General features: G+C 71.2%; 18 protein-coding genes. 10 read left to right on the forward strand and 8 right to left on the reverse strand.

The window, feature by feature from the left end; all coding sequences use genetic code 11:
* Positions 1-5: 5 nt before the first annotated feature.
* Positions 6-1,517, forward strand: coding sequence for an aminopeptidase P family protein (locus ACWCPF_RS29390; protein ID WP_451048115.1), 1,512 nt, complete (start codon positions 6-8; stop codon positions 1,515-1,517).
* A gap of 66 nt (positions 1,518-1,583) precedes the next feature.
* On the opposite strand, the gene ACWCPF_RS29395 is transcribed toward ACWCPF_RS29390, so the two are convergent.
* From ACWCPF_RS29395 to ACWCPF_RS29405, 3 genes are all read right to left on the reverse strand, one after another.
* Positions 1,584-2,417, reverse strand: coding sequence for a triphosphoribosyl-dephospho-CoA synthase (locus tag ACWCPF_RS29395; RefSeq protein ID WP_451048116.1), 834 nt, complete (start codon positions 2,415-2,417; stop codon positions 1,584-1,586).
* 9 nt (positions 2,418-2,426) lie between these two features.
* Positions 2,427-3,377: an intradiol ring-cleavage dioxygenase gene (locus ACWCPF_RS29400; protein WP_451048117.1), complete on the reverse strand. Its 951-nt coding sequence runs from the start codon at positions 3,375-3,377 to the stop codon at positions 2,427-2,429.
* A gap of 104 nt (positions 3,378-3,481) precedes the next feature.
* Positions 3,482-3,943: an ATP-binding protein gene (locus tag ACWCPF_RS29405; protein ID WP_451048118.1), complete on the reverse strand. Its 462-nt coding sequence runs from the start codon at positions 3,941-3,943 to the stop codon at positions 3,482-3,484.
* Between the two features lie 244 nt (positions 3,944-4,187).
* Between ACWCPF_RS29405 and ACWCPF_RS29410 the strand changes: the two genes are divergently transcribed.
* The 9 genes from ACWCPF_RS29410 to ACWCPF_RS29450 all read left to right on the forward strand — a co-directional run bounded on the left by ACWCPF_RS29410 (position 4,188) and on the right by ACWCPF_RS29450 (position 14,489).
* The gene (locus ACWCPF_RS29410) at positions 4,188-5,075 is read left to right on the forward strand and encodes a hypothetical protein (RefSeq protein WP_451048119.1); all 888 of its coding nucleotides are present in this window, start codon (positions 4,188-4,190) and stop codon (positions 5,073-5,075) included.
* Positions 5,076-5,199: 124 nt separating this feature from the next.
* The gene (locus tag ACWCPF_RS29415) at positions 5,200-5,964 is read left to right on the forward strand and encodes a YcnI family copper-binding membrane protein (protein ID WP_451048120.1); all 765 of its coding nucleotides are present in this window, start codon (positions 5,200-5,202) and stop codon (positions 5,962-5,964) included.
* Positions 5,965-6,032: 68 nt separating this feature from the next.
* On the forward strand, positions 6,033-6,686 hold the full coding sequence (locus ACWCPF_RS29420; RefSeq protein WP_451048121.1) for an SCO family protein: 654 nt from the start codon (positions 6,033-6,035) through the stop codon (positions 6,684-6,686).
* Between the two features lie 80 nt (positions 6,687-6,766).
* On the forward strand, positions 6,767-7,234 hold the full coding sequence (locus tag ACWCPF_RS29425) for a copper chaperone PCu(A)C (protein WP_451048122.1): 468 nt from the start codon (positions 6,767-6,769) through the stop codon (positions 7,232-7,234).
* Between the two features lie 13 nt (positions 7,235-7,247).
* Entirely contained in the window at positions 7,248-9,308 is a 2,061-nt protein-coding gene (locus ACWCPF_RS29430) for a copper resistance CopC/CopD family protein (RefSeq protein ID WP_451048123.1), read from the forward strand.
* A 7-nt stretch (positions 9,309-9,315) separates the two neighbouring features.
* Entirely contained in the window at positions 9,316-10,707 is a 1,392-nt protein-coding gene (gene efeB, locus ACWCPF_RS29435) for an iron uptake transporter deferrochelatase/peroxidase subunit (RefSeq protein WP_451048124.1), read from the forward strand.
* A gap of 174 nt (positions 10,708-10,881) precedes the next feature.
* Positions 10,882-11,814: a prephenate dehydratase gene (gene pheA, locus ACWCPF_RS29440; protein WP_451048125.1), complete on the forward strand. Its 933-nt coding sequence runs from the start codon at positions 10,882-10,884 to the stop codon at positions 11,812-11,814.
* A gap of 597 nt (positions 11,815-12,411) precedes the next feature.
* Positions 12,412-13,689 carry a serine--tRNA ligase gene (serS, locus tag ACWCPF_RS29445; RefSeq protein ID WP_451048126.1) on the forward strand — a complete coding sequence of 426 codons (1,278 nt, stop codon included), beginning with the start codon at positions 12,412-12,414 and terminating at the stop codon, positions 13,687-13,689.
* On the forward strand, positions 13,686-14,489 hold the full coding sequence (locus ACWCPF_RS29450; RefSeq protein WP_451048127.1) for an HAD family hydrolase: 804 nt from the start codon (positions 13,686-13,688) through the stop codon (positions 14,487-14,489). Before serS ends, ACWCPF_RS29450 begins: the two co-directional genes overlap by 4 nt.
* A gap of 345 nt (positions 14,490-14,834) precedes the next feature.
* Here the strand turns inward: ACWCPF_RS29450 and ACWCPF_RS29455 are convergent, their stop codons facing one another.
* From ACWCPF_RS29455 to ACWCPF_RS29475, 5 genes are all read right to left on the reverse strand, one after another.
* Positions 14,835-15,077, reverse strand: coding sequence for an SGM_3592 family protein (locus tag ACWCPF_RS29455; protein ID WP_451048128.1), 243 nt, complete (start codon positions 15,075-15,077; stop codon positions 14,835-14,837).
* A gap of 115 nt (positions 15,078-15,192) precedes the next feature.
* Entirely contained in the window at positions 15,193-15,912 is a 720-nt protein-coding gene (locus ACWCPF_RS29460) for an ABC transporter permease subunit (RefSeq protein WP_451048129.1), read from the reverse strand.
* 11 nt (positions 15,913-15,923) lie between these two features.
* The gene (locus tag ACWCPF_RS29465; RefSeq protein WP_451048130.1) at positions 15,924-16,835 is read right to left on the reverse strand and encodes an ABC transporter ATP-binding protein; all 912 of its coding nucleotides are present in this window, start codon (positions 16,833-16,835) and stop codon (positions 15,924-15,926) included.
* A complete protein-coding gene (locus ACWCPF_RS29470; RefSeq protein ID WP_451048131.1) occupies positions 16,832-17,740 on the reverse strand; it encodes an ABC transporter permease in 909 nt (302 codons plus the stop codon). Before ACWCPF_RS29470 ends, ACWCPF_RS29465 begins: the two co-directional genes overlap by 4 nt.
* Positions 17,730-18,725, reverse strand: coding sequence for an ABC transporter ATP-binding protein (locus tag ACWCPF_RS29475; protein WP_451048202.1), 996 nt, complete (start codon positions 18,723-18,725; stop codon positions 17,730-17,732). The genes ACWCPF_RS29470 and ACWCPF_RS29475 overlap by 11 nt, the downstream gene beginning before the upstream one ends.
* Positions 18,726-18,762: the final 37 nt, after the last annotated feature.

Here is an 18,762-nt window from a genome sequence, read left to right on the forward strand (position 1 = left end):
TGACCGTGGCCGACGAGCCCACCCCGGCCGTATCCGACCCTGTTGCCACCGCAGCGGGCCCGGAGGAGTCGGAAGAGCCGGAAGCGCCCATCAAGCAGCGGAAGAACAGCCTCTACCCGGGCGTGTCCGACGAGCTGGCCGAGAACATGAAGTCCGGCTGGGCCGACACGGAGCTGCACGACCTGCAGCCGATCGCCCAGGCCGCCGAGACCGCCGCCCGCCGCGCCGCGCTCTCCGCGCGCTTCCCGGGCGAGCGCCTGGTGATCCCCGCGGGCAACCTGAAGACCCGCTCGAACGACACGGAGTACGCCTTCCGCGCCTCCGTCGAGTACGCGTACCTCACCGGCAACCAGACGGAGGACGGCGTCCTCGTCCTGGAGCCGGTCGCCGGCGGCCACAAGGCCGCCATCTACCTGCTGCCGCGCTCCGACCGCGAGAACGGCGAGTTCTGGCTGTCCGGCCAGGGCGAGCTGTGGGTCGGCCGCCGCCACTCGCTGAGCGAGGCCGCGCAGGTGTACGGCATCCCCGCCTCCGACGTGCGCGAGCTGGCCGACAAGCTGGGCGAGGCCACCGGCCCGGTGCGGGTCGTGCGCGGCCACGACGCGGGCATCGAGGCCGCCCTGAGGGACAAGGTCACCGGCGAACGCGACGAGGAGCTGCGCGTCTTCCTCTCCGAGGCCCGTCTGGTCAAGGACGGCTTCGAGATCGGCGAGCTGCAGAAGGCCGTCGACTCGACCGTGCGCGGCTTCGAGGACGTCGTGAAGGTCCTCGACCGGGCGGAGGCCACCAGCGAGCGCTACATCGAGGGCACGTTCTTCCTCCGCGCGCGCGTGGAGGGCAACGACGTCGGCTACGGCACCATCGCCGCCGCCGGCCCGCACGCCTGCACCCTGCACTGGGTGCGCAACGACGGCCCGGTCCGCTCCGGCGACCTGCTGCTGCTGGACGCGGGCGTCGAGACGCACACGTACTACACCGCCGACGTCACGCGCACGCTGCCGGTCGGCGGCCGCTTCAGCGAGATCCAGAAGAAGATCTACGACGCCGTGTACGACGCCCAGGAGGCCGGTATCGAGGCGGTCCGGCCGGGCGGCAAGTACCGCGACTTCCACGACGCCGCCCAGCGCGTGCTGGCCGAGCGGCTCGTCGAGTGGGGCCTGGTCGAGGGCCCGGTGGAGCGGGTCCTGGAGCTCGGTCTGCAGCGCCGCTGGACGCTGCACGGCACCGGTCACATGCTCGGCATGGACGTCCACGACTGCGCCGCCGCGCGCGTGGAGTCGTACGTCGACGGCACGCTGGAGCCGGGCATGGTGCTGACCGTCGAGCCCGGGCTGTACTTCCAGGCCGACGATCTGACCGTGCCCGAGGAGTACCGGGGGATCGGCGTCCGCATCGAGGACGACATCCTCGTCACCGAGGACGGCAACCGGAACCTGTCGGACGGGCTGCCGCGCCGCTCCGACGAGGTCGAGGCGTGGATGGCGGCGCTCAAGGGTCCCCAGGGGGCCGCGAGCTGATCCGCCGCCGCGTGCGCCATGCCTTCAGCCCCGCGCCCTTCGGGTGCGGGGCTGAGGCGTGCGGCCTCAGGCGGCGCGGACGAGCGCGGTGACCGGGAGGGCGTCCACGAACAGGGCTCCGGCCAGGAGGCCGGCGCTGCCCCGGGGGCTCCACGCGCGTGCGTGGAGGTCGGTGTCGAGCTCGGCGAGGGCCCGGCGGCCGGCCGGGGTCGTCGTGCCGCCCGCTTCCAGGACTCCGCGCGCGCCGGACTGCACATGGCGCAGGCCCAGCGGGCCCGCGGTGTGCAGGAGTTCGGTGTCCTGGAGGGTGGACATCACGGTGAGCAGGGCGTCGAGCCGGGCCGCGGGCTCGTCCGCACCGGCCTTGCGGGCCGCGGCGAGCGCGTCCAGGGCCCGCCGTACGTGCGGGAACCCGGCGCGTGCCTCGCCGCGGGCGCCGGCCGCGCCGTACTTCGCCGAGACCGTCGCGCCCCGGGAGGGCCGCCGGGGGGCGGCCCGGTCGGGGTGTGCGGCGATCCGCTTGGCGGTCGCGGCGACCTCGACGCCCCGTGCGCGGGGGTCGAGCGCGGCCGCCGCGACCAGCAGGCCGAGCGTCCACAGCGCGCCCCGGTGCCCGCCGCCGGCGAGGCCCACCGAGTGCTCGGTGCATCTCCCGATCGCGCCCAGCTCCGCCCGGAGCCGGGGCGTGGGTTCGCCGGTGCGGCGGGCCGCCGCGGCCATCGCCGCGAGGCCGGGTGCGAGTGCCTTGGCCGACCAGCGCAGCCCGCAGTGGTCCTTGCGGGTGACGCGGGCGGCCAGATCACGGGGGTCGGGCAGGCCCGGCTTGGGGGCCAGGGCCAGCTGACCGGTCAGCGCGGCCACCGCGGCCTGCGCGAGCGCATCGTCCTCACGGCTTGTCATGGGCCGGCCTCAGGAGGACGCGGAGGCCGACGGGGCGTCGCTCGGCGGGGCGCCCGTGGGGGCATCGCCGCTCGGGGGCGTGCCGCCGCCTCCGCCGCCGCCCGCGCCGGTGTTCTCCGCGTCGGGGTCGACGCCCAGGGTGATGGAGCCCTTGTAGCCCTTGGACGGGTCCGCCTTGTGCACGGCCTTCAGCGTCAGCAGGCCGCTGGCGGTGCCGCCGCCGTCGTAGACCATGTCGCTGTCGAGGGTGGTGTAGCTGCCGGAGTGCTGGGAGTAGGGCTCCAGCGTGAAGATCTCCTGGGCGGCGTCGTCGGGGAAGAACAGCTGCCCGGTGTAGTTGACCTTGCCGCCCTCGTAGGTGCCGTCCTCCTTCTGGCCGCCCGTGTGCACCTTGAGGTGGATGTGGCAGGTGCGCGGCGTGTACCAGCCGGGGAAGATCGTCTCGAACTTGACGACCCCGTTGGCGTTGGCGATCTGGTAGCCGCGCAGGTAGGTGTTGTCGTCGGCGGCGGAGCCGTCCTCGCTCTCGGCCGGTGCCGAACCGCCGGGGTTGGCGGTCGTGTAGCCGGAGTAGTAGCCCCAGGCGTCGCAGTGCCAGATCTCGACGGCGGCGCCGGCGACCGGCGTGCAGCCGTCGGTGGCGTCGACGACGGTGAGCCGCAGGGTCAGCGGAACGCCGCTCTTGCCCTCGGTGATGTCCTTGCGCACCAAGGCGCCGTCGAGGTAGTAGGGCCCTTCCGTGACGCTCGTCATCAGCGTCATGCAGCTGCTGCTCGTCGAGGTGGACGTGGCGGACGTGGCGGACGCCGAGGCACTCGCCTCGGCCGTCGTCTCCGTGTCGGCGAAGGCCGACTGGTAGCCGGCGACGGCCAGTCCGCCCGCCGCGACCGTGCCGCCGGTCACCACGAGGGCGCGGCGCCGGGTGATGGTGGTGCCTTTGCGATTTCCCGTCATGAGCATGAACGTAGGAACGCCACCAGTCAGCGACATTGGCGAACGCTGAGAGGAACCTGTGAGTGCTGGGAAACCTGAAATCCCCGCCTCGCGACGGAGCCGACGCCTGGTCAGACGGCCATGAGCGGTGCGTCCTTGCGCCACTTGAGCATCTTGTCGAAGCTCACCACCGCGCCGCCGCGCCCCGGCTTGTTGCCGATGTGGACGTGGTCGGCGAGTTCCCGGATGAGGAAGAGGCCCCGGCCCTGTTCCGCGTCGGTGCTCATGCGCACCGGCTCCGGCGCGGGCACGGGACGCCCGCCGAGGAACCCCGGCCCCGAGTCGGTGACCTCGATACGGCACTTCTCGCCGTCGAGGTAGGCGGTGACCCGGTACGCCTCCGAACAGCCGCCGCGCGCGGTGTCCCCGCCGTGCTCGACGGCGTTGGCACACGCCTCGGTCAGGGCCACCGAGAGGTCGTAGCTGACGTCGGGATCGACGCCCGCCGTCTCCATGGTGCCGAGCAACAGGCGGCGGGCGAGCGGCACGCTCGCGGCTTCACGCCGTAGATGGAGTGACCACCAGATGCTCATGCTCCAGCCTCCTGGCCGCGGCTCGACATACCGATACGTATTGCCGCGCGCGGGCGCATGTAAGCGCGAATTCAACGTGATGCCGCCCATATGGGGGATGCACTCGGGACCGGAATCGGTGTATGTGGGGACTCAATAGACATCAGCAGTAACAGTCGTATCAGAAGCTGATCTTCCGCATGGTAGGGAACCTTGTGGACCTGCCGTATGACGGCGGTGCGGCCAGTGCGATGATGAGCCCGCCATGTCTGTCCCCCACAGCGAGCGCTCCGGTCGCGATCTACGGCTGCTGCGGGCCGCGGTGTTCGCCGCGGTCTGCGTCGTGCTGTCCGCCGCCGGGCACACCTTGGCCTCCTGTGCCGCCGTCCCGCTGTGGACGCTGGGCGCGGGATTCCTGGGGGTCCTCGCGGTCGTGGCGCCGCTCGCCGGACGCGAGCGCTCGCTGCCGGGCATCGTGGCGCTGCTCGCCGTCGGACAGACCGTGCTGCACACGCTGTTCGGACTCGGCCAGCACGCCGCCGCTGCTACCGCTTCGGCTTCTGCTTCTGCTTCCGCCTCGACGTCGGCTTCGGCCGCGCTCTCCGCGTCCGACGCCACGCTCGTCGCCCGCGCGGCCCGGCTGGTGTGCGGGGCCGCCGCGGGCGCGATCAGCCCGGCCCGCGCCCAGCAGATCCTCATCGACGCACGGCTCTACCCCGATGCGAGCGCCGGGCGCGGCATGAGCGGCATGACCGGCATGACCGGGATGGGCGACTCCGCGCACCATCCCGCCGACGCGCTGTCCAGCGCCGGCACGTCGATGGCCCTGCTGCCGTCCCTGCCGATGCTGCTCGGTCACGTCCTCGCGGCCCTCGCCGCCGGCTGGCTGCTGCGGCGCGGCGACACGGCCCTGCTGCGGCTGCTCGCCCTGTCGGCCCACGGCGTCGCCGAGGGGGCGCTCGTCCGGTCCCTGCGCGGGGCGCTCGCACTGGTGCGCGCGCTGCTCACGGGGCTGCCCGCCGCGCCCGGGACGGGACCGCGCGTCCCGCCCTCCGCGCTGCTCCCGTCGGCGGCGCCCCGGACGACCGCGCTGCAGCACTCGGTGATCAGACGAGGCCCGCCGGCCGTATCCGTTCTCGTCCTCGCCGCCTGACGCGACACGACCAGCACTCCGCCACACCCGGGGGGACGGCCGCTGTCGTGCGGCACGCGCGTGCGTACGTCCGTGCGCCCGCCTCCTCACCCGCAGACTCACTCAGAGTGGAGTGCTCGCTGTCATGAAGGCCTCTCGTTTCGCCTCCCGCGTCGCCGCCGCCGCTGCCGTCGCCGGTACCGCCGTGCTCGCCCTGTCCGCGCCCGCCTTCGCGCACGTCAGCGTCGCCGCCGAGGGCACCGCCGCCAAGGGCGGTTACGCCGTCGTCGACTTCAAGGTCCCCAACGAGCGCGACAACGCCTCGACGACCAAGCTCGAGGTCACCTTCCCGACCGACCACCCGCTGGCCTCCGCGCTGCCGGAGCCGGTCAACGGCTGGACGATCGTCGTCACCAAGGCCACGCTCGCCAAGCCCCTCACGGTGCACGGCAAGCAGATCTCCCAGGCCGTCTCCAAGATCACCTGGACCGCGACCGGCAAGGGCATCGAGGCCGGCTTCTTCCAGAAGTTCCCGGTCTCCGTCGGCGCGCTCCCCGAGGACGCCGACGAACTCGTCTTCAAGGCGATCCAGACGTACTCCAACAAGGAGGTCGTGCGCTGGATCGAGGTTCAGGGGGACGGCGCCGAGGAGCCTGAGAACCCCGCCCCGGTGCTGGCCCTGACGGCCGCCGCCGAGGACGGCCACCACGGTACGGGCGCCGATACGGCCTCCGACGAGAAGGCCGACGACGCCAAGGCCGCCGCCGCGACGACCGTGGCTGCCGCCGACTCCGACAGCAGCGACACCACCGCCCGGGTCCTCGGCGTGGTCGGCATCGTCGTCGGCGCCGCAGGTGTGGCGTACGGCGTGCTCGCCGGCCGCCGCCGGACCACGACGACCGAGGCCTGAGCCCCACGTCGGCGTCGGGCGGCCGCGGTCGCCCGACGCCCGATTTCACACATCTGGGATATTTCTCTATGCGCAAGACAACGTTCGCCGTGGCCGCGCTGCTCTCCGCCGCCACCCTCACCCTCTCCGCCTGCAGCAACGGCGGCGACGACAGCAGCAGCCCTGTCGCCGTCGTCTCCGAGGAGTCCTCGCAGCAGGCCGCGACCGTGCTGGACCAGCCCTTCACCAAGCCCGAGCTGGTGCTCACCGACACCCAGGGCAAGAGTTACGACCTGCGCAAGGAGACCGCGGGCCACCCGACGCTGATCTACTTCGGCTACACCAACTGCCCGGACGTCTGCCCGTTGACGATGAACAACATCGCCATCGCCAAGAAGCAGCTGCCCCAGGCCGAACAGGACGAACTGCGCGTCGTGTTCGTCACGACCGACCCGGACCGCGACACCTCCGCCGCGCTCGGCAAGTGGCTCAGGGGCATCGACTCCCAGGTCGTCGGCCTGACCGGGAAGTTCGCGACCATCCAGACCGCCGCCCGCGCCCTCGGCATCTCCGTCGAGGCGCCGCACAAGGACAAGAACGGCAAGACCGTCTCCACCCACGGCACCCAGGTCGTCGCCTTCTCCCCCAAGACGAACGGCGGCTACCTCCTGTACGGCGAGGACGCCACGGTCGACGACTACACCAAGGACCTCCCCAAGATCATCAAGGGCGAGAACCCGTGAGGTCCGCTGCGCGTGCTTTGAGCTCTGCTCGGTCTGGTCGGTCTGGTCGGTCTGCTTGGTCTGCTCGGTCTGCTCGGTCTGTGCGGCTTCTCGCGGTGCCGTCCGGGGTGGTCGCCGGGGCGTTGCTGCTGGCCGGGTGCGGGTCGGGCTCGGACGGCCAGGACTCGGGCGGCAAGGCGCGGTTGTCCGTCCGGGCCGCCTACATTCCGCAACCCGTCTCCGACACGATGGCCGCCGGTTTCCTGACCATCGTCAACGAGGGCGGGACGAAGGACGAGTTGACCTCCGTCACCAGCGCCGCGGCGGGCAGCGTCACCCTCCACGAGACCGTCGGGTCGTCGATGGAGGAGGTCAAGTCCCTCGACGTGCCCGCGCACGGTCAACTCGTGTTCAAGACCGGTGGGAACCATCTGATGTTCGAGATGCTGAAGAGCAAGCCGGTGCAGGGCGAGACGGTGACCGTCGAGCTGCACTTCGCCGCCTCCGACCCCGTGAAGGTCGAGATTCCGGTGAAGTCCGCCGTGTACAACCCGAAGACCGGCCACTGAGGGAGGGACCACCTTGACGCAGACCATCGCCCCCCGCGTCCGGATGCTCGTGCTGCTGTTCCTGGCGGTCGCCGGCGCGCTCCTCGCCGGCGCCGGACCCGCGTCCGCGCACGCCGCGCTGACCGGCAGCGACCCCGCGCAGGGGGTGGTGGTCGACAAGGCGCCCACTCAGGTGTCGCTGACCTTCTCCGAGACGGTCTCGCTGAGCGACGACTCGCTGCGCGTCCTCGACCCCAAGGGCGCGCGCGTCGACACCGGCAAGCCGAGCAGCCTCAGCGGCGCCAGCTACGCGGTGCAACTGCACGCCGGGCTGCCCGACGGCACGTACACCGTGACCTACCAGGTCGTCTCCGCCGACAGCCATCCCGTCGCCGGCGCCTACACCTTCTCCATCGGCGCCCCCTCCAAGACCAGCGTCTCGGTGTCCGATCAGACGGCCGGCGGCGGAGTCGTCGGCTGGCTCTACGGCTTCGGACGCTATGTGTCGTACGCCGGGTTCATCGTGATGGTCGGCGGGGCCGCCTTCGTCCTGGCCTGCTGGCAGCGCGGCACCGGGGTACGGGCGCTGCAGCGGCTCGTCGTCTCCGGCTGGCTGACGATGACCGCGGCCACCCTGTTCCTGCTGCTCCTGCGCGGCTCCTATGCCAGCTCGGGGAAGCTCGGCGACGTCTTCGACCTCGAACTCCTCGGCCAGGTCCTGCAGACCAAGACCGGCGCGGCCCTGGTCTCCCGGCTGCTGCTGCTCGCCGCAGCCGCGCTGTTCATCGCCGTGCTCTTCGGCGCCTACGACAAGCGCGAGGGCGAGGAGAAGCGGGATCTGACCTTCGGGCTCGCCATCGGCGGATCGGTCGTGGCAGGCGGCATCGCGGCGAGCTGGGCCATGGCCGAGCACGCGTCGACCGGACTGCAGGCGGGCCTCGCGATGCCGGTCGACGTGGTGCACCTCGTCGCTGTCGCGACCTGGCTCGGCGGACTCACCGCGCTCCTCGTCGCGCTGTACCGAGCGCCCGCCGACCGGCCCATCGAGGCCACCGCCGTCCGCCGCTTCTCCCAGGTCGCCTTCGGCAGCGTCGTCGCCGTGGTCGTCACCGGCGTCTACCAGTCCTGGCGTCAGCTCGGCTCCTGGTCCGCCTTCACCGACACCCGCTACGGCCAGCTGCTGCTGATCAAGATCTGTCTCGTGGCGCTGCTCGTCGGCGTCGCGTGGATCTCGCGCCGGTGGACGGCCCGGCTGGCGAACACGAAGGCGTCCGCCTCCGCAGCGTCCGACGCCTCCGACACCTCCGAGGGCTCCGACACCTCCGAGGGCTCCGACACCTCCGAGGGCTCCGCACCGTCCGGAGCGGAGAAGGAGCCCGTCGCCGCCTCGGCCGGGACGGGCGATGCCGCCGCCGCGACCACCGCCACGACCACCGCCGCCGCGAAGGCAGCCTCCGGGGGCGCCAAGGCCCGCTCCGGGGGCTCGGGCGCCAAGCGGGCCGCGCAGCTCGCCCGGCAGCAGGCCGCCATGGCCGCCACGCGGCAGAAGCGGCTGCGGGAGTCCGACGTCGACCGTTTCGGCCTGCGCCGCTCGGTGCTCGCCGAGGCCGGCGTCGCCGTCGTCCTGCTCGCCGTCACCACCGTCCTGACGTCGACCGAGCCCGGCCGCACGGAGCAGGACGCCGCGAAGGCCACCCGCTCCTCGTCGTCCTCTTCCACGGACCCCTCCGCGGACTCCTCGGACTCCACGTCGAGCGCCCTGACGCTGGACATGTCGTTCGACACCGGCGGCGCCGACGGCAAGGGCGTCGTCAGCGTGGACTTCGACCCCGCACGCACCGGCGCCAACGAGATGCACGTCTATGTGACCCGACCCAACGGCCGTGCGTTCGACGTGCCCGAGGTCAAGGTCGCCTTCACCCTCGAAGCCCAGGACATCGGGCCGCTGCCCGTCGTCCCCGACCACATCACCACCGGCCACTGGTCGGCGAACGGAGTGCAGATCCCCATCGCCGGCGAGTGGAAGATCGCCGTGACGGTGCGGACCTCCGACATCGACCAGGTGACCGTCTCCAAGAACGCGCAGATCGGCTGACCGCACCATGCCCGACCAGTCCCTTCCAGAGGCCCACACGCCCAAGAAACGCGCCACCAAGACAGACACGCCGAAGACACGCACGCCCAAGACAGGTACGCCCAAGACACATGCAGCCGAGCTGCCTACCGAGGGCCGTCCGTCGGATTCCTCCTCTCCCGACTCCGCCGCCTCCCCCGACGGCGGTCTGACGCGGCGCAAGCTGCTCGGCACGGCCGGAGCCACCGGCCTCGTCCTCGGCGCGGCAGGCGCGGCCGCGGGCTACGCGGCGGCGCCCGCACAGGCGACCCCGCTCTCCTCGATCGGGTCCGGGCAGGCGATGTTCCACGTGAAACATCAGCCCGGCATCACCCAGGGCCTCCAGGCCCGTGGCCATCTGGTCGCCTTCGACCTCGCGGCCGGCGCGGGCCGCAAGGAGGCCGCCGCGCTGCTGCGCCGCTGGTCGGAGACGGCCCGGCGGCTGATGGCGGGCGAGGCGACCGCGAACGACGACACCGATGTGGCCCGGGACGCCGGCCCCTCCTCGCTGACGGTCACCTTCGGCTTCGGCAACAGCTTCTTCGCCCGCACCGGGCTGGAGAAGCAGCGTCCGGTCGCGCTGGACCCGCTCCCCGACTTCTCCTCCGACCACCTCGACAAGACCCGCAGCAACGGCGACCTGTGGGTGCAGATCGGTGCGGACGACGCCCTGGTCGCCTTCCACGCCCTGCGCGCGATCCAGAAGGACGCGGGCAGCGCGGCGAAGGTCCGCTGGCAGATGAACGGCTTCAACCGGACCCCGGGGGCCACGGCCCACCCCATGACAGCCCGCAACCTCATGGGCCAGCTGGACGGCACCCGCAACCCCAAGCCGACCGACTCCGACTTCGACGAGCGCATCTTCGTCCCGGCGTCCGGCACCAAGGACCCGGCATGGATGGCCGACGGCTCCTACGCGGTCGTCCGCCGGATCCGCATGCTCCTCGACGACTGGGAGAAGCTGTCGCTCAAGGCGCAGGAGCAGGTCGTCGGGCGGCGGAAGTCCGACGGGGCGGCGCTGTCCGGGGGCGGCGAGACGACCGAGATGGACCTTGAGAAGACCGATGCGAAGGGCGATCTGGTCGTCCCGCTCAACGCGCATGCCCGGATCACCCGGCCCGATCAGAACGGCGGCGCGGCCATGCTGCGGCGGCCCTTCTCGTACCACGACGGCATCGACCCGGACGGCACTCCGGACGCGGGCCTGCTGTTCGTCTGCTGGCAGGCGGATCCGCTGCGCGCCTTCGTCACCGTGCAGCGCAAGCTGGACCGTGGCGACGCTCTGTCGAAGTACATCCGCCACGAGGCGAGCGGCCTGTTCGCGGTGCCCGGCGGCGCGGCGGAGGGGGAGTACGTGGGCCAACGCCTGCTGGAGGCGTGAGCCGAGTGGGCGGAAAGCCGAGTAGGCGGGAAGCCGAGCGGGCGGGCGGGTGCCGAGCGCGGCGGGAAGCCGCGGCTTCTCGTGAAGTTACGGCTCCTCGGACGGATTCATTCCTTCCAGGGGCTGCCGTGAGATACGTACTCCTGTCTTCGCAAGGGCCATTAGGGTGAGGTCATGCCAGCGAGCTATGCGTATCTCGGCCCGGAGGGCACCTTCACGGAGGTCGCCCTGCGCACGCTTCCGGAGGCGGCCACCCGGCAGCTGATCCCGTATGTGTCGGTGCAGTCCGCGCTCGACGCGGTGCGCGGCGGCGAGGCCGAGGCCGCGTTCGTGCCGATCGAGAACTCCGTCGAGGGCGGGATCACGACCACCCTGGACGAGCTGGTCGCGGGCGCGCCGCTGATGATCTACCGCGAGGTGCTGCTGTCGATCACCTTCGCGCTGCTGGTGCGGCCCGGCACGAAGCTGGCGGACATCAAGACGGTCTCCGCGCATCCGGCCGCGCAGCCGCAGGTGCGCAACTGGCTGAAGGCGAACCTCCCGGACGCCCTCTGGGAGTCGGCCGCCTCGAACGCGGACGCCGCCCGGCTGGTCCAGGAGGGCCGTTACGACGCCGCTTTCGCCGGCGAGTTCGCGGCCGCGCGGTACGGGCTGACCGCCCTGGAGAGCGGGATCCACGACGCCGAGAACGCGCAGACCCGCTTCGTGCTGGTGGGCCGGCCCGCCCGGCCGGCGGCGCCGACCGGCGCGGACAAGACGTCCGTGGTGCTGTGGCAGAGCGACGACCATCCCGGCGGCCTGCGCGATCTGCTGGGCGAGTTCGCCACGCGTGGCGTCAACCTGATGCTGCTGCAGTCCCGGCCGACGGGCGCCGGCATCGGCAACTACTGCTTCTGCATCGACGCCGAGGGGCATATCTCCGACCGTCGGATGGCCGAGGCGCTCATGGGGCTGAAGCGGATCTGCCGCGAGGTGCGCTTCCTGGGCTCCTACCCGCGTGCGGAGGTGAGCGTGGCGGACGTCGCCGCTCCACTGCCCGGGACCTCGGACGGAGAGTTCGTGGCGGCGTCGGACTGGATCGCGCGCTGCCAGGACGGCCGGTTCTAGCCCGGTCCCAGCCCCAGTCCTGGTCCGGTGCCTGGTCCAGTGCCTGGCCCGGTCCTATCTGCACATCTTCGTTATCCACAGAAGTTATCCACAGGGCTGCTTCTCGACCTGGGGACAAGTCGACAACGAAGCACCATCCAGTCGACAAATCGCCCTACTGCCCCCACCCGAGGCCCTCGCCCCGCGGGTCACCCTTCGTCCACTTGTTTCCTTGGATCAATCCTTTGGGCGACCCATTTCCACCCGAAAGTGGGCCCGGGGCGGGTTTGGGCAAGGAATTACCGACCCCGTACAGCGGTATCGGAATGATCAATTCCGATGTCCACAGATCTTTCGCACACCCTGTGGATAACTATTCCGAGCGTGTGGACACCTGTGGACAACGCCGCCTCCAAGTCCCGCTTTCCACAAGGGAATCGAGTCAACGCAGCGCCCGCCGCATGCCCGTCCCAGGGAGTGAGACACTTTTTATTGACACGCTCGGCAATTACCCCATAGCGGAACGTAAGCCATCATTCTGGACAAAGGACGGAACGGCGAGCAGGCGCGTCGGAATGGAGTCGTGAGCCGCAAGCCCGCACGGGTAGCCTTGGCGGCGTGATTGACCTTCGCCTGCTCCGTGAGGACCCCGACCGTGTGCGCGCGTCCCAGCGTGCCCGTGGAGAGGACGTCGCGCTCGTCGACGCTCTCCTGTCTGCCGACGAGCGGCGCAGGTCGTCCGGCGTCCGCTTCGACGAGCTGCGCTCCGAGCAGAGGTCGCTCGGCAAGCTCATCCCCAAGGCCGCCGCGGACGAGAAGGCCGAGCTGCTGAAGCAGGCGAGCCAGCTCGCCGCCGACGTCAAGGTCGCCGACGCCGAGCGCGACGCGGCTGTCGCCGAGACCCAGGAACTCCTCCAGCGACTCGGCAACCTCGTGCACCCCGATGTGCCCGTGGGCGGCGAGGAGGACTTCGTCACGCTGGAGACGCACGGCGAGATCCGCGACTTCGGCGCCGAGGGCTTCGAGCCCAAGGACCACCTGGAGCTCGGCCAGATCCTCGGCGCGATCGACGTCGAGCGCGGCGCGAAGGTCTCCGGCTCCCGCTTCTACTTCCTCACCGGCGTCGGCGCGCTCCTGGAGCTCGCCCTCGTCAACGCGGCGATCGCCCAGGCCACGGCGGCCGGCTTCACCCCGATGCTGACGCCCGCCCTGGTCCGCCCCCAGTCGATGGCGGGCACCGGCTTCCTCGGCCAGGCGGCCCAGGACGTCTACCACCTCGACAAGGACGACCTCTACCTGGTCGGCACCTCCGAGGTCCCGCTCGCCGCGTACCACATGGACGAGATCATCGACGCGGACAAGCTCCCGCTGCGCTACGCGGGCTTCTCGCCCTGCTTCCGCCGCGAGGCCGGCTCGCACGGCAAGGACACCAAGGGCATCTTCCGCGTCCACCAGTTCGACAAGGTCGAGATGTTCTCGTACGTCACGCCCGAGGACTCGGCGGCCGAGCACCAGCGCCTGCTGGCCTGGGAGAAGCAGTGGCTGTCCTCGCTGGAGCTGCCGTTCCGCGTCATCGACGTCGCCTCCGGTGACCTCGGCTCCTCGGCCGCCCGCAAGTTCGACTGCGAGGCCTGGATCCCGACGCAGGGCAAGTACCGCGAGCTGACCTCGACCTCGGACTGCACCGAGTACCAGTCCCGCCGGCTGTCGATCCGCGTCCGCGAGGGCAAGCAGGTCCGCCCGCTGGCCACGCTCAACGGCACGCTGTGCGCGGTCCCGCGCACGATCGTCGCGATCCTGGAGAACCACCAGCAGGCCGACGGCTCCGTGTACGTGCCCGAGGTGCTGCGCCCCTACCTCGGCGGCCGGGAGATCCTGGAGCCGGTGGCCAGGTGAGCGGCGCCTTCCCCTACCGCCTGATCGCGACCGACCTCGACGGAACGCTGCTGCGCTCCGACGGGTCGGTCTCGCAGCGCACCCGTGACGCCCTCGCCGCGGCCACCGCGGCGGGCGCGGCGCACATCGTGGTGACGGGCCGCGCGGTCCCCTGGACCAGGCCCATCCTCGAGGACCTCGACTACCGGGGCCTCGCGGTCTGCGCCCAGGGCGCACAGGTGTACGACGCCGGCGAGGACCGGCTGCTGACCTCGGTGACCCTGGACCGGCAGCTGGCCGGTGTGGCGCTGGCCAAGATCGAGGCGGAGGTCGGCCCGCTGCACCTGGCGGCGAGCCGGGACGGCCTGGCCGGAGACGTACTGGTGGGACCGGGTTACACGGTCACCGGCACGCTCCCCTCGACCCCCTTCACCGACGCGTCCGACCTGTGGTCCGCGCCGCTGAACAAGATCTACATACAGCATCCCGAGCTGTCGGACGACGCGCTGGCCGAGGCGGCCCGGCAGGCCGCGGGCGGTTTCGTCACGGTCGCGATGGCCGGCGAGGGCATCGTGGAGCTGCTCCCCCTGGGCCTGTCCAAGGCCACGGGCCTCTCCCTGGCGGCTCGTCGGCTGGGGCTGAAGGCCACCGACACGATCGCCTTCGGCGACATGCCCAACGACATCCCGATGTTCGGCTGGTCGTCCTACGGCGTGGCCATGGCCAACGCCCACGAGGAACTGAAGGCGGTCGCGAACGAGACGACGTCGTCCAACGAGGACGACGGCATCGCGGTCGTCCTGGAACGCCTGCTGAGCTGACGCCCCGGGAACCGGGCGGCGACCGGGGAGGGAGGGCGGCCCACGCGAGAGCGACATCGCGTGCTCGAAGCGGCCGCCCCGGGCAGCTCCCCTGTGCGGGGCGGATGCGACGGAGCCGTAACTACTCCGGAACCCGAACCCGCCCTTGGCTGCCCTCGAGGGAACTCGACGCCATGCCGTGCATCGGCATCGTCGAGCTGCCCTCTCCCGGTCTGTCCCCGGTCTGTGGCGCCGGATCCCGTTCCGGCCCCGCGGGTACAACCACTGTGCCCGGGGGACGAGTTGGACGCCACCGAATAAAACAACCGTGCGACGACCCGGGCCGGGCACGGCCCGACAGCGGCTCTACCGGCGGCGCCACCTGCGTCGACGCGCCTTGCTGAAGAACCAGCCCGCGGGCGGGTCGTCGGAGCGCCAGGGCTGCGGCTCGGGCTCCTCGGCCCGCCACCGTGCGGCCAGCATCCGGGCTCGGGCGGACGGCTCGGACGTCTCGGCGCCCCGTATGAAGTCCTCGTCCAGGACGAGGTCGTCCCAGACCTCGTCCTCGGACGGCCTACGACCGCCGCTCACCGCATTGTCGTCCGCCATCCCCGTCCTCCCAGCAATGTCCGCGCGCCGTCGCGCGCGCTGTCCGCTTCGCCCAGTGTGCAGAGGTGCGGGTGAAGCCGCCGTCAAGAACGAGCGGCCCGCCCGGCAGGGCTCCTCACTCCTCGCCCGCGAGGGTCAGCGCCCGCAGCTTCTGGCCCGCGTACCAGGTGGCCAGCACGGTCACCGCGACCAGCAGCACCGTCGCCGTGGTCAGGCTGACGTCGGAGGTGACGAGGTCCCCGCCGGCCACCTTGTGGGCGACGGCCAGCGACCACTGCTGGACGCTGAGCGTGCGCGCGCCCGAGACCAGCGAGCCGAACAGCGCCTCCCAGACGAGGGCGTAGACGAGTCCGAAGACCACCGCGTGCCGGGACACCGTGCCCAGCAGCAGGAACAGCGCCGCGTAGGCGATCGACGAGACCAGGGCGGCCACCGTGTAGGCCACGGCGATCTGCTGGCCGTTGCCGTTGAGGATGAACCCGGCGATCAGCGTCGGCAGGGCCGAGAAGACCATCGTCACCGCGATCGCCACGATCAGCTTGGTGAAGATGATCGTCGGCCGCTTCAGCGGTTTGGACAGCAGGTAGACGACGGAGCCGTCGTCGATCTCCGGGCCGATCGCGCCCGTGCCGGCGATGACGCCGATGATCGGGACCATCGTGGCGAGCGCGAGCCCGCCGAGCAGGTCGGACGCCGTCTGGTCGTCGGCGCCGGCCAGGCCGCGCACGACCACGGAGATCGCGATCAGCAGCAGGGGCAGGGCGCCCAGGATGAGGGCCCTGCGACGGCCGAGCAGGGCCCGGTAGGTGAGTCGGGCGACTGTGGGGTCGTACATCTTTGGGCCTCCTACGCCGCGACCAGGTACGAGAACACGGACTCGAGGGACTCGTCGGACGGCGAGACCGTGAGCAGCCGGATGCCGTGGTCCCTGGCGACCTTCGGCAGCAGCGCGGTGAAGCGGCCGAAGTCGACGGCCTGGATGCGCAACGCGCCTTCCGCCAGGTCGACTTCGATGCCGGAGGTCGACGGGTCGGCGATCAGCGCGGCCGCGAGGGCGCGGTCGTCGCTGGAGCGCACCAGATAGCGGTGCGGGCGGTCGGTCATCAGGCGGCGGATCTTGCGGAAGTCGCCGCTGGCCGCGTGCCGCCCGGCGACGACCACCTCGATGTGCCAGGCGAGTTGCTCGACCTCTTCGAGGATGTGGGACGAGAACAGCACGGTGCGGCCCTCGTCGCCCATGCGCCGCAGCAGGTCCATGAGCTGCATGCGCTGGCGCGGGTCCATCCCGTTGAACGGCTCGTCGAGCAGGAGCAGCGACGGGTTGTGGACCAGGGCGGACGCCATCTTCACGCGCTGGCGCATGCCCTTGGAGTACGTGGAGATCTTGCGGTCCTGGGCGTACTCCATCTCGACCGTGGCCAGGGCCCGTTGGGCGGCCTTGGCGCCCAGGCCGTGCAGTTCGGCGTTGGCGACGACGAATTCGCGGCCGGTGAGGAAGTCGTACATCGCCTCGCGCTCGGGGACGATGCCGATGTGCCGGTAGATGTCCTCGTTGCGCCAGACCGGTTGGCCGTCGAGGGTGACCGTGCCGGTGGAGGGGGCCAGGAAGCCGCCCATCATGTTGATGAGGGTGGACTTTCCGGCGCCGTTGGGGCCGAGCAGGCCGGTGACGCCGGGGCCGATGGTCATGGTGATGTCGTTGACGGCGACCACGTTGCCGAACCAGCGGGAGACATGGTCGATGTTGAGCGTGGTCACAGGCCCACCTTCCGGTAGCGGCGGATCAGCAGGCCGTAGCTCGCGGCGATCAGGCCGAGGACGACGAGGACGTAGACCACGCCCTCTCCATGGGACGGGCCGACTCCGCCGGGGAAGGCGGAGGGGGCGCCCAGGAAGGCCGACTGCACGCCGTCGATCAGCGTGACCGGCGAGAAGAGGCCGATCCAGGGGATGGAGCTGCTGCTGTTCTGGGCCTCGGCGATGGCCTGGAGCGTGGAGACGGCTCCGTAGGAGATGGTCAGGACGGCGATGACGGCGGCGATGCCGAAGCCGCGCCGCGGGGTGGCCGAGGCGATGACCAGGCCGATGCCGGCGAAGAGCAGCGAGAGCAGTGCCACGGAGACGAGTCCTTGAGCGAATCCCTTGGTCTGGTCGGCGAAGTCCAGCTTGGCCAGCAGCGCGCCCACGTACAGCACGAGCAGCGGGGCGGCGGTGAGGACGAACAGCGCCGAGGCCAGCGCGGCGAACTTCGCGCGTACGTAGTCCGCGGTCTCGATGGGCCGTGAGAAGTACAGCGGCACGGTCTTGAAGCGCAGATCGCGCGAGACGGACTGGGGCGCCTGGGAGGCGATGTACAGGCTGAGCACGGCCTGCATGACGATCGCGTAGCGCGTGTAGGAAACCGGCAGTTCGTCGGCCTTCGTGGCGACGGCGACCGCGACCATGATGGCCGCAGGCACGCACATCACGACGAACAGCAGCATCGGCAGCACCTTGGACTTCACCGAGCGGCCGAGGCCGTAGGAGCCGCGCAGGGACTGCGAGTAGAGGGAGCGGCGGGCGTAGGCGCGGCCCAGCCGGGGGCCGTCGTAGCTGCGGTAGCCGATGTTGTGGATCCGGGTCTGGTCACCCGAGGGGGCGGTGACCGGGTGCTCAACTGCCATGGCCGACGGCCTCCTTTCGCTGCTGGTCGTTGCCGGTGCCGGTGCCGGCGGCGATGTCGCTGTCCGTGAAGACCTCGGAGATGTGGTGTCTGCGCTGTTCCATGCGCACCAGGCCGAGGCCCAGGTCGGCGACCACGTCCCGGACGACGTCGTAGGTCTCCTCGCCCTGTGCGGTCAGCAGCAGGATGTGGCCGGCGCCCGGCAGGCCGCTGTCGGCGTCCAGGACGTCCACCCCGCGCGCGTGGAGCGCTTCGCGCACCGCGCGGGTGCCGTCCGGGTGGTCGTCGGTGTCGGTGACCTCGATCGCGAGGGTGGTCGTGGTCTGCGTGAAGTCGGTGGTGGAGCTGGAGCGCAGCAGCTTGCCGCCGTCCACGACGACGACGTGGTCGCAGGTGCGCTCCAGTTCGCCCAGCAGGTGGGAGGTGACCAGGACCGAGATGCCGAAGTCGGTGTAGATCCGGCGGATCAGGCCGAGCATCTCGTCGCGGCCGACCGGGTCGAGGCCGTTGGTCGGTTCGTCCAGGAAGACCAGCTGCGGGTCGTGGACGAGGGCCTGGGCAAGCTTCACCCGCTGCTTCATGCCCGTCGAGTAGCCGCCGATGGGGCGGTAGCGCTCCTCGTACAGACCGACATGGCGCAGGGTGTCCGCGGTGCGCTCGCGGGCGGCGGTGGGCGGCAGGCCGGACATCCGCGCCATGTGCACGACGAACTCGGTGGCCGAGACGTCGGGCGGCAGACAGTCGTGCTCCGGCATGTAGCCGACCCGCTCGCGGATGTCGGCGCCCTTGCTCGCGACGTCGAGACCGAGCACTTCGGCTCGGCCCTCCGTGGCGGGCGACAGACCCAGCAGGATCTTGATCAACGTGGACTTGCCGGCCCCGTTGGCGCCGACGAGCCCGGTCACACCAGGCCCGACGTCCACGGAGAGCCGGTCAAGAGCGGTCACCCGGGGGAACCGCTTGCTCAGGCTTTCGGTCGCGATCACAGTCACGGCACAAACGGTAGTGACCTGGACCACGCCG

Source organism: Streptomyces sp. NPDC001858 (assembly GCF_053594615.1).

What these genes read in the sequence shown, in the direction of transcription:
- ACWCPF_RS29395 (WP_451048116.1), bottom strand. Translation starts at nt 2,417, where the DNA reads ATGACAAGCCGTGAGGACGATGCGCTCGCGCAGGCCGCGGTGGCCGCG.
- ACWCPF_RS29400 (WP_451048117.1), bottom strand. Translation starts at nt 3,377, where the DNA reads ATGCTCATGACGGGAAATCGCAAAGGCACCACCATCACCCGGCGCCGC.
- ACWCPF_RS29405 (WP_451048118.1), bottom strand. Translation starts at nt 3,943, where the DNA reads ATGAGCATCTGGTGGTCACTCCATCTACGGCGTGAAGCCGCGAGCGTG.
- ACWCPF_RS29410 (WP_451048119.1), top strand. Translation starts at nt 4,188, where the DNA reads ATGTCTGTCCCCCACAGCGAGCGCTCCGGTCGCGATCTACGGCTGCTG.
- ACWCPF_RS29415 (WP_451048120.1), top strand. Translation starts at nt 5,200, where the DNA reads ATGAAGGCCTCTCGTTTCGCCTCCCGCGTCGCCGCCGCCGCTGCCGTC.
- ACWCPF_RS29420 (WP_451048121.1), top strand. Translation starts at nt 6,033, where the DNA reads ATGCGCAAGACAACGTTCGCCGTGGCCGCGCTGCTCTCCGCCGCCACC.
- efeB (WP_451048124.1), top strand. Translation starts at nt 9,316, where the DNA reads ATGCCCGACCAGTCCCTTCCAGAGGCCCACACGCCCAAGAAACGCGCC.
- pheA (WP_451048125.1), top strand. Translation starts at nt 10,882, where the DNA reads ATGCCAGCGAGCTATGCGTATCTCGGCCCGGAGGGCACCTTCACGGAG.
- ACWCPF_RS29455 (WP_451048128.1), bottom strand. Translation starts at nt 15,077, where the DNA reads ATGGCGGACGACAATGCGGTGAGCGGCGGTCGTAGGCCGTCCGAGGAC.
- ACWCPF_RS29460 (WP_451048129.1), bottom strand. Translation starts at nt 15,912, where the DNA reads ATGTACGACCCCACAGTCGCCCGACTCACCTACCGGGCCCTGCTCGGC.
- ACWCPF_RS29470 (WP_451048131.1), bottom strand. Translation starts at nt 17,740, where the DNA reads ATGGCAGTTGAGCACCCGGTCACCGCCCCCTCGGGTGACCAGACCCGG.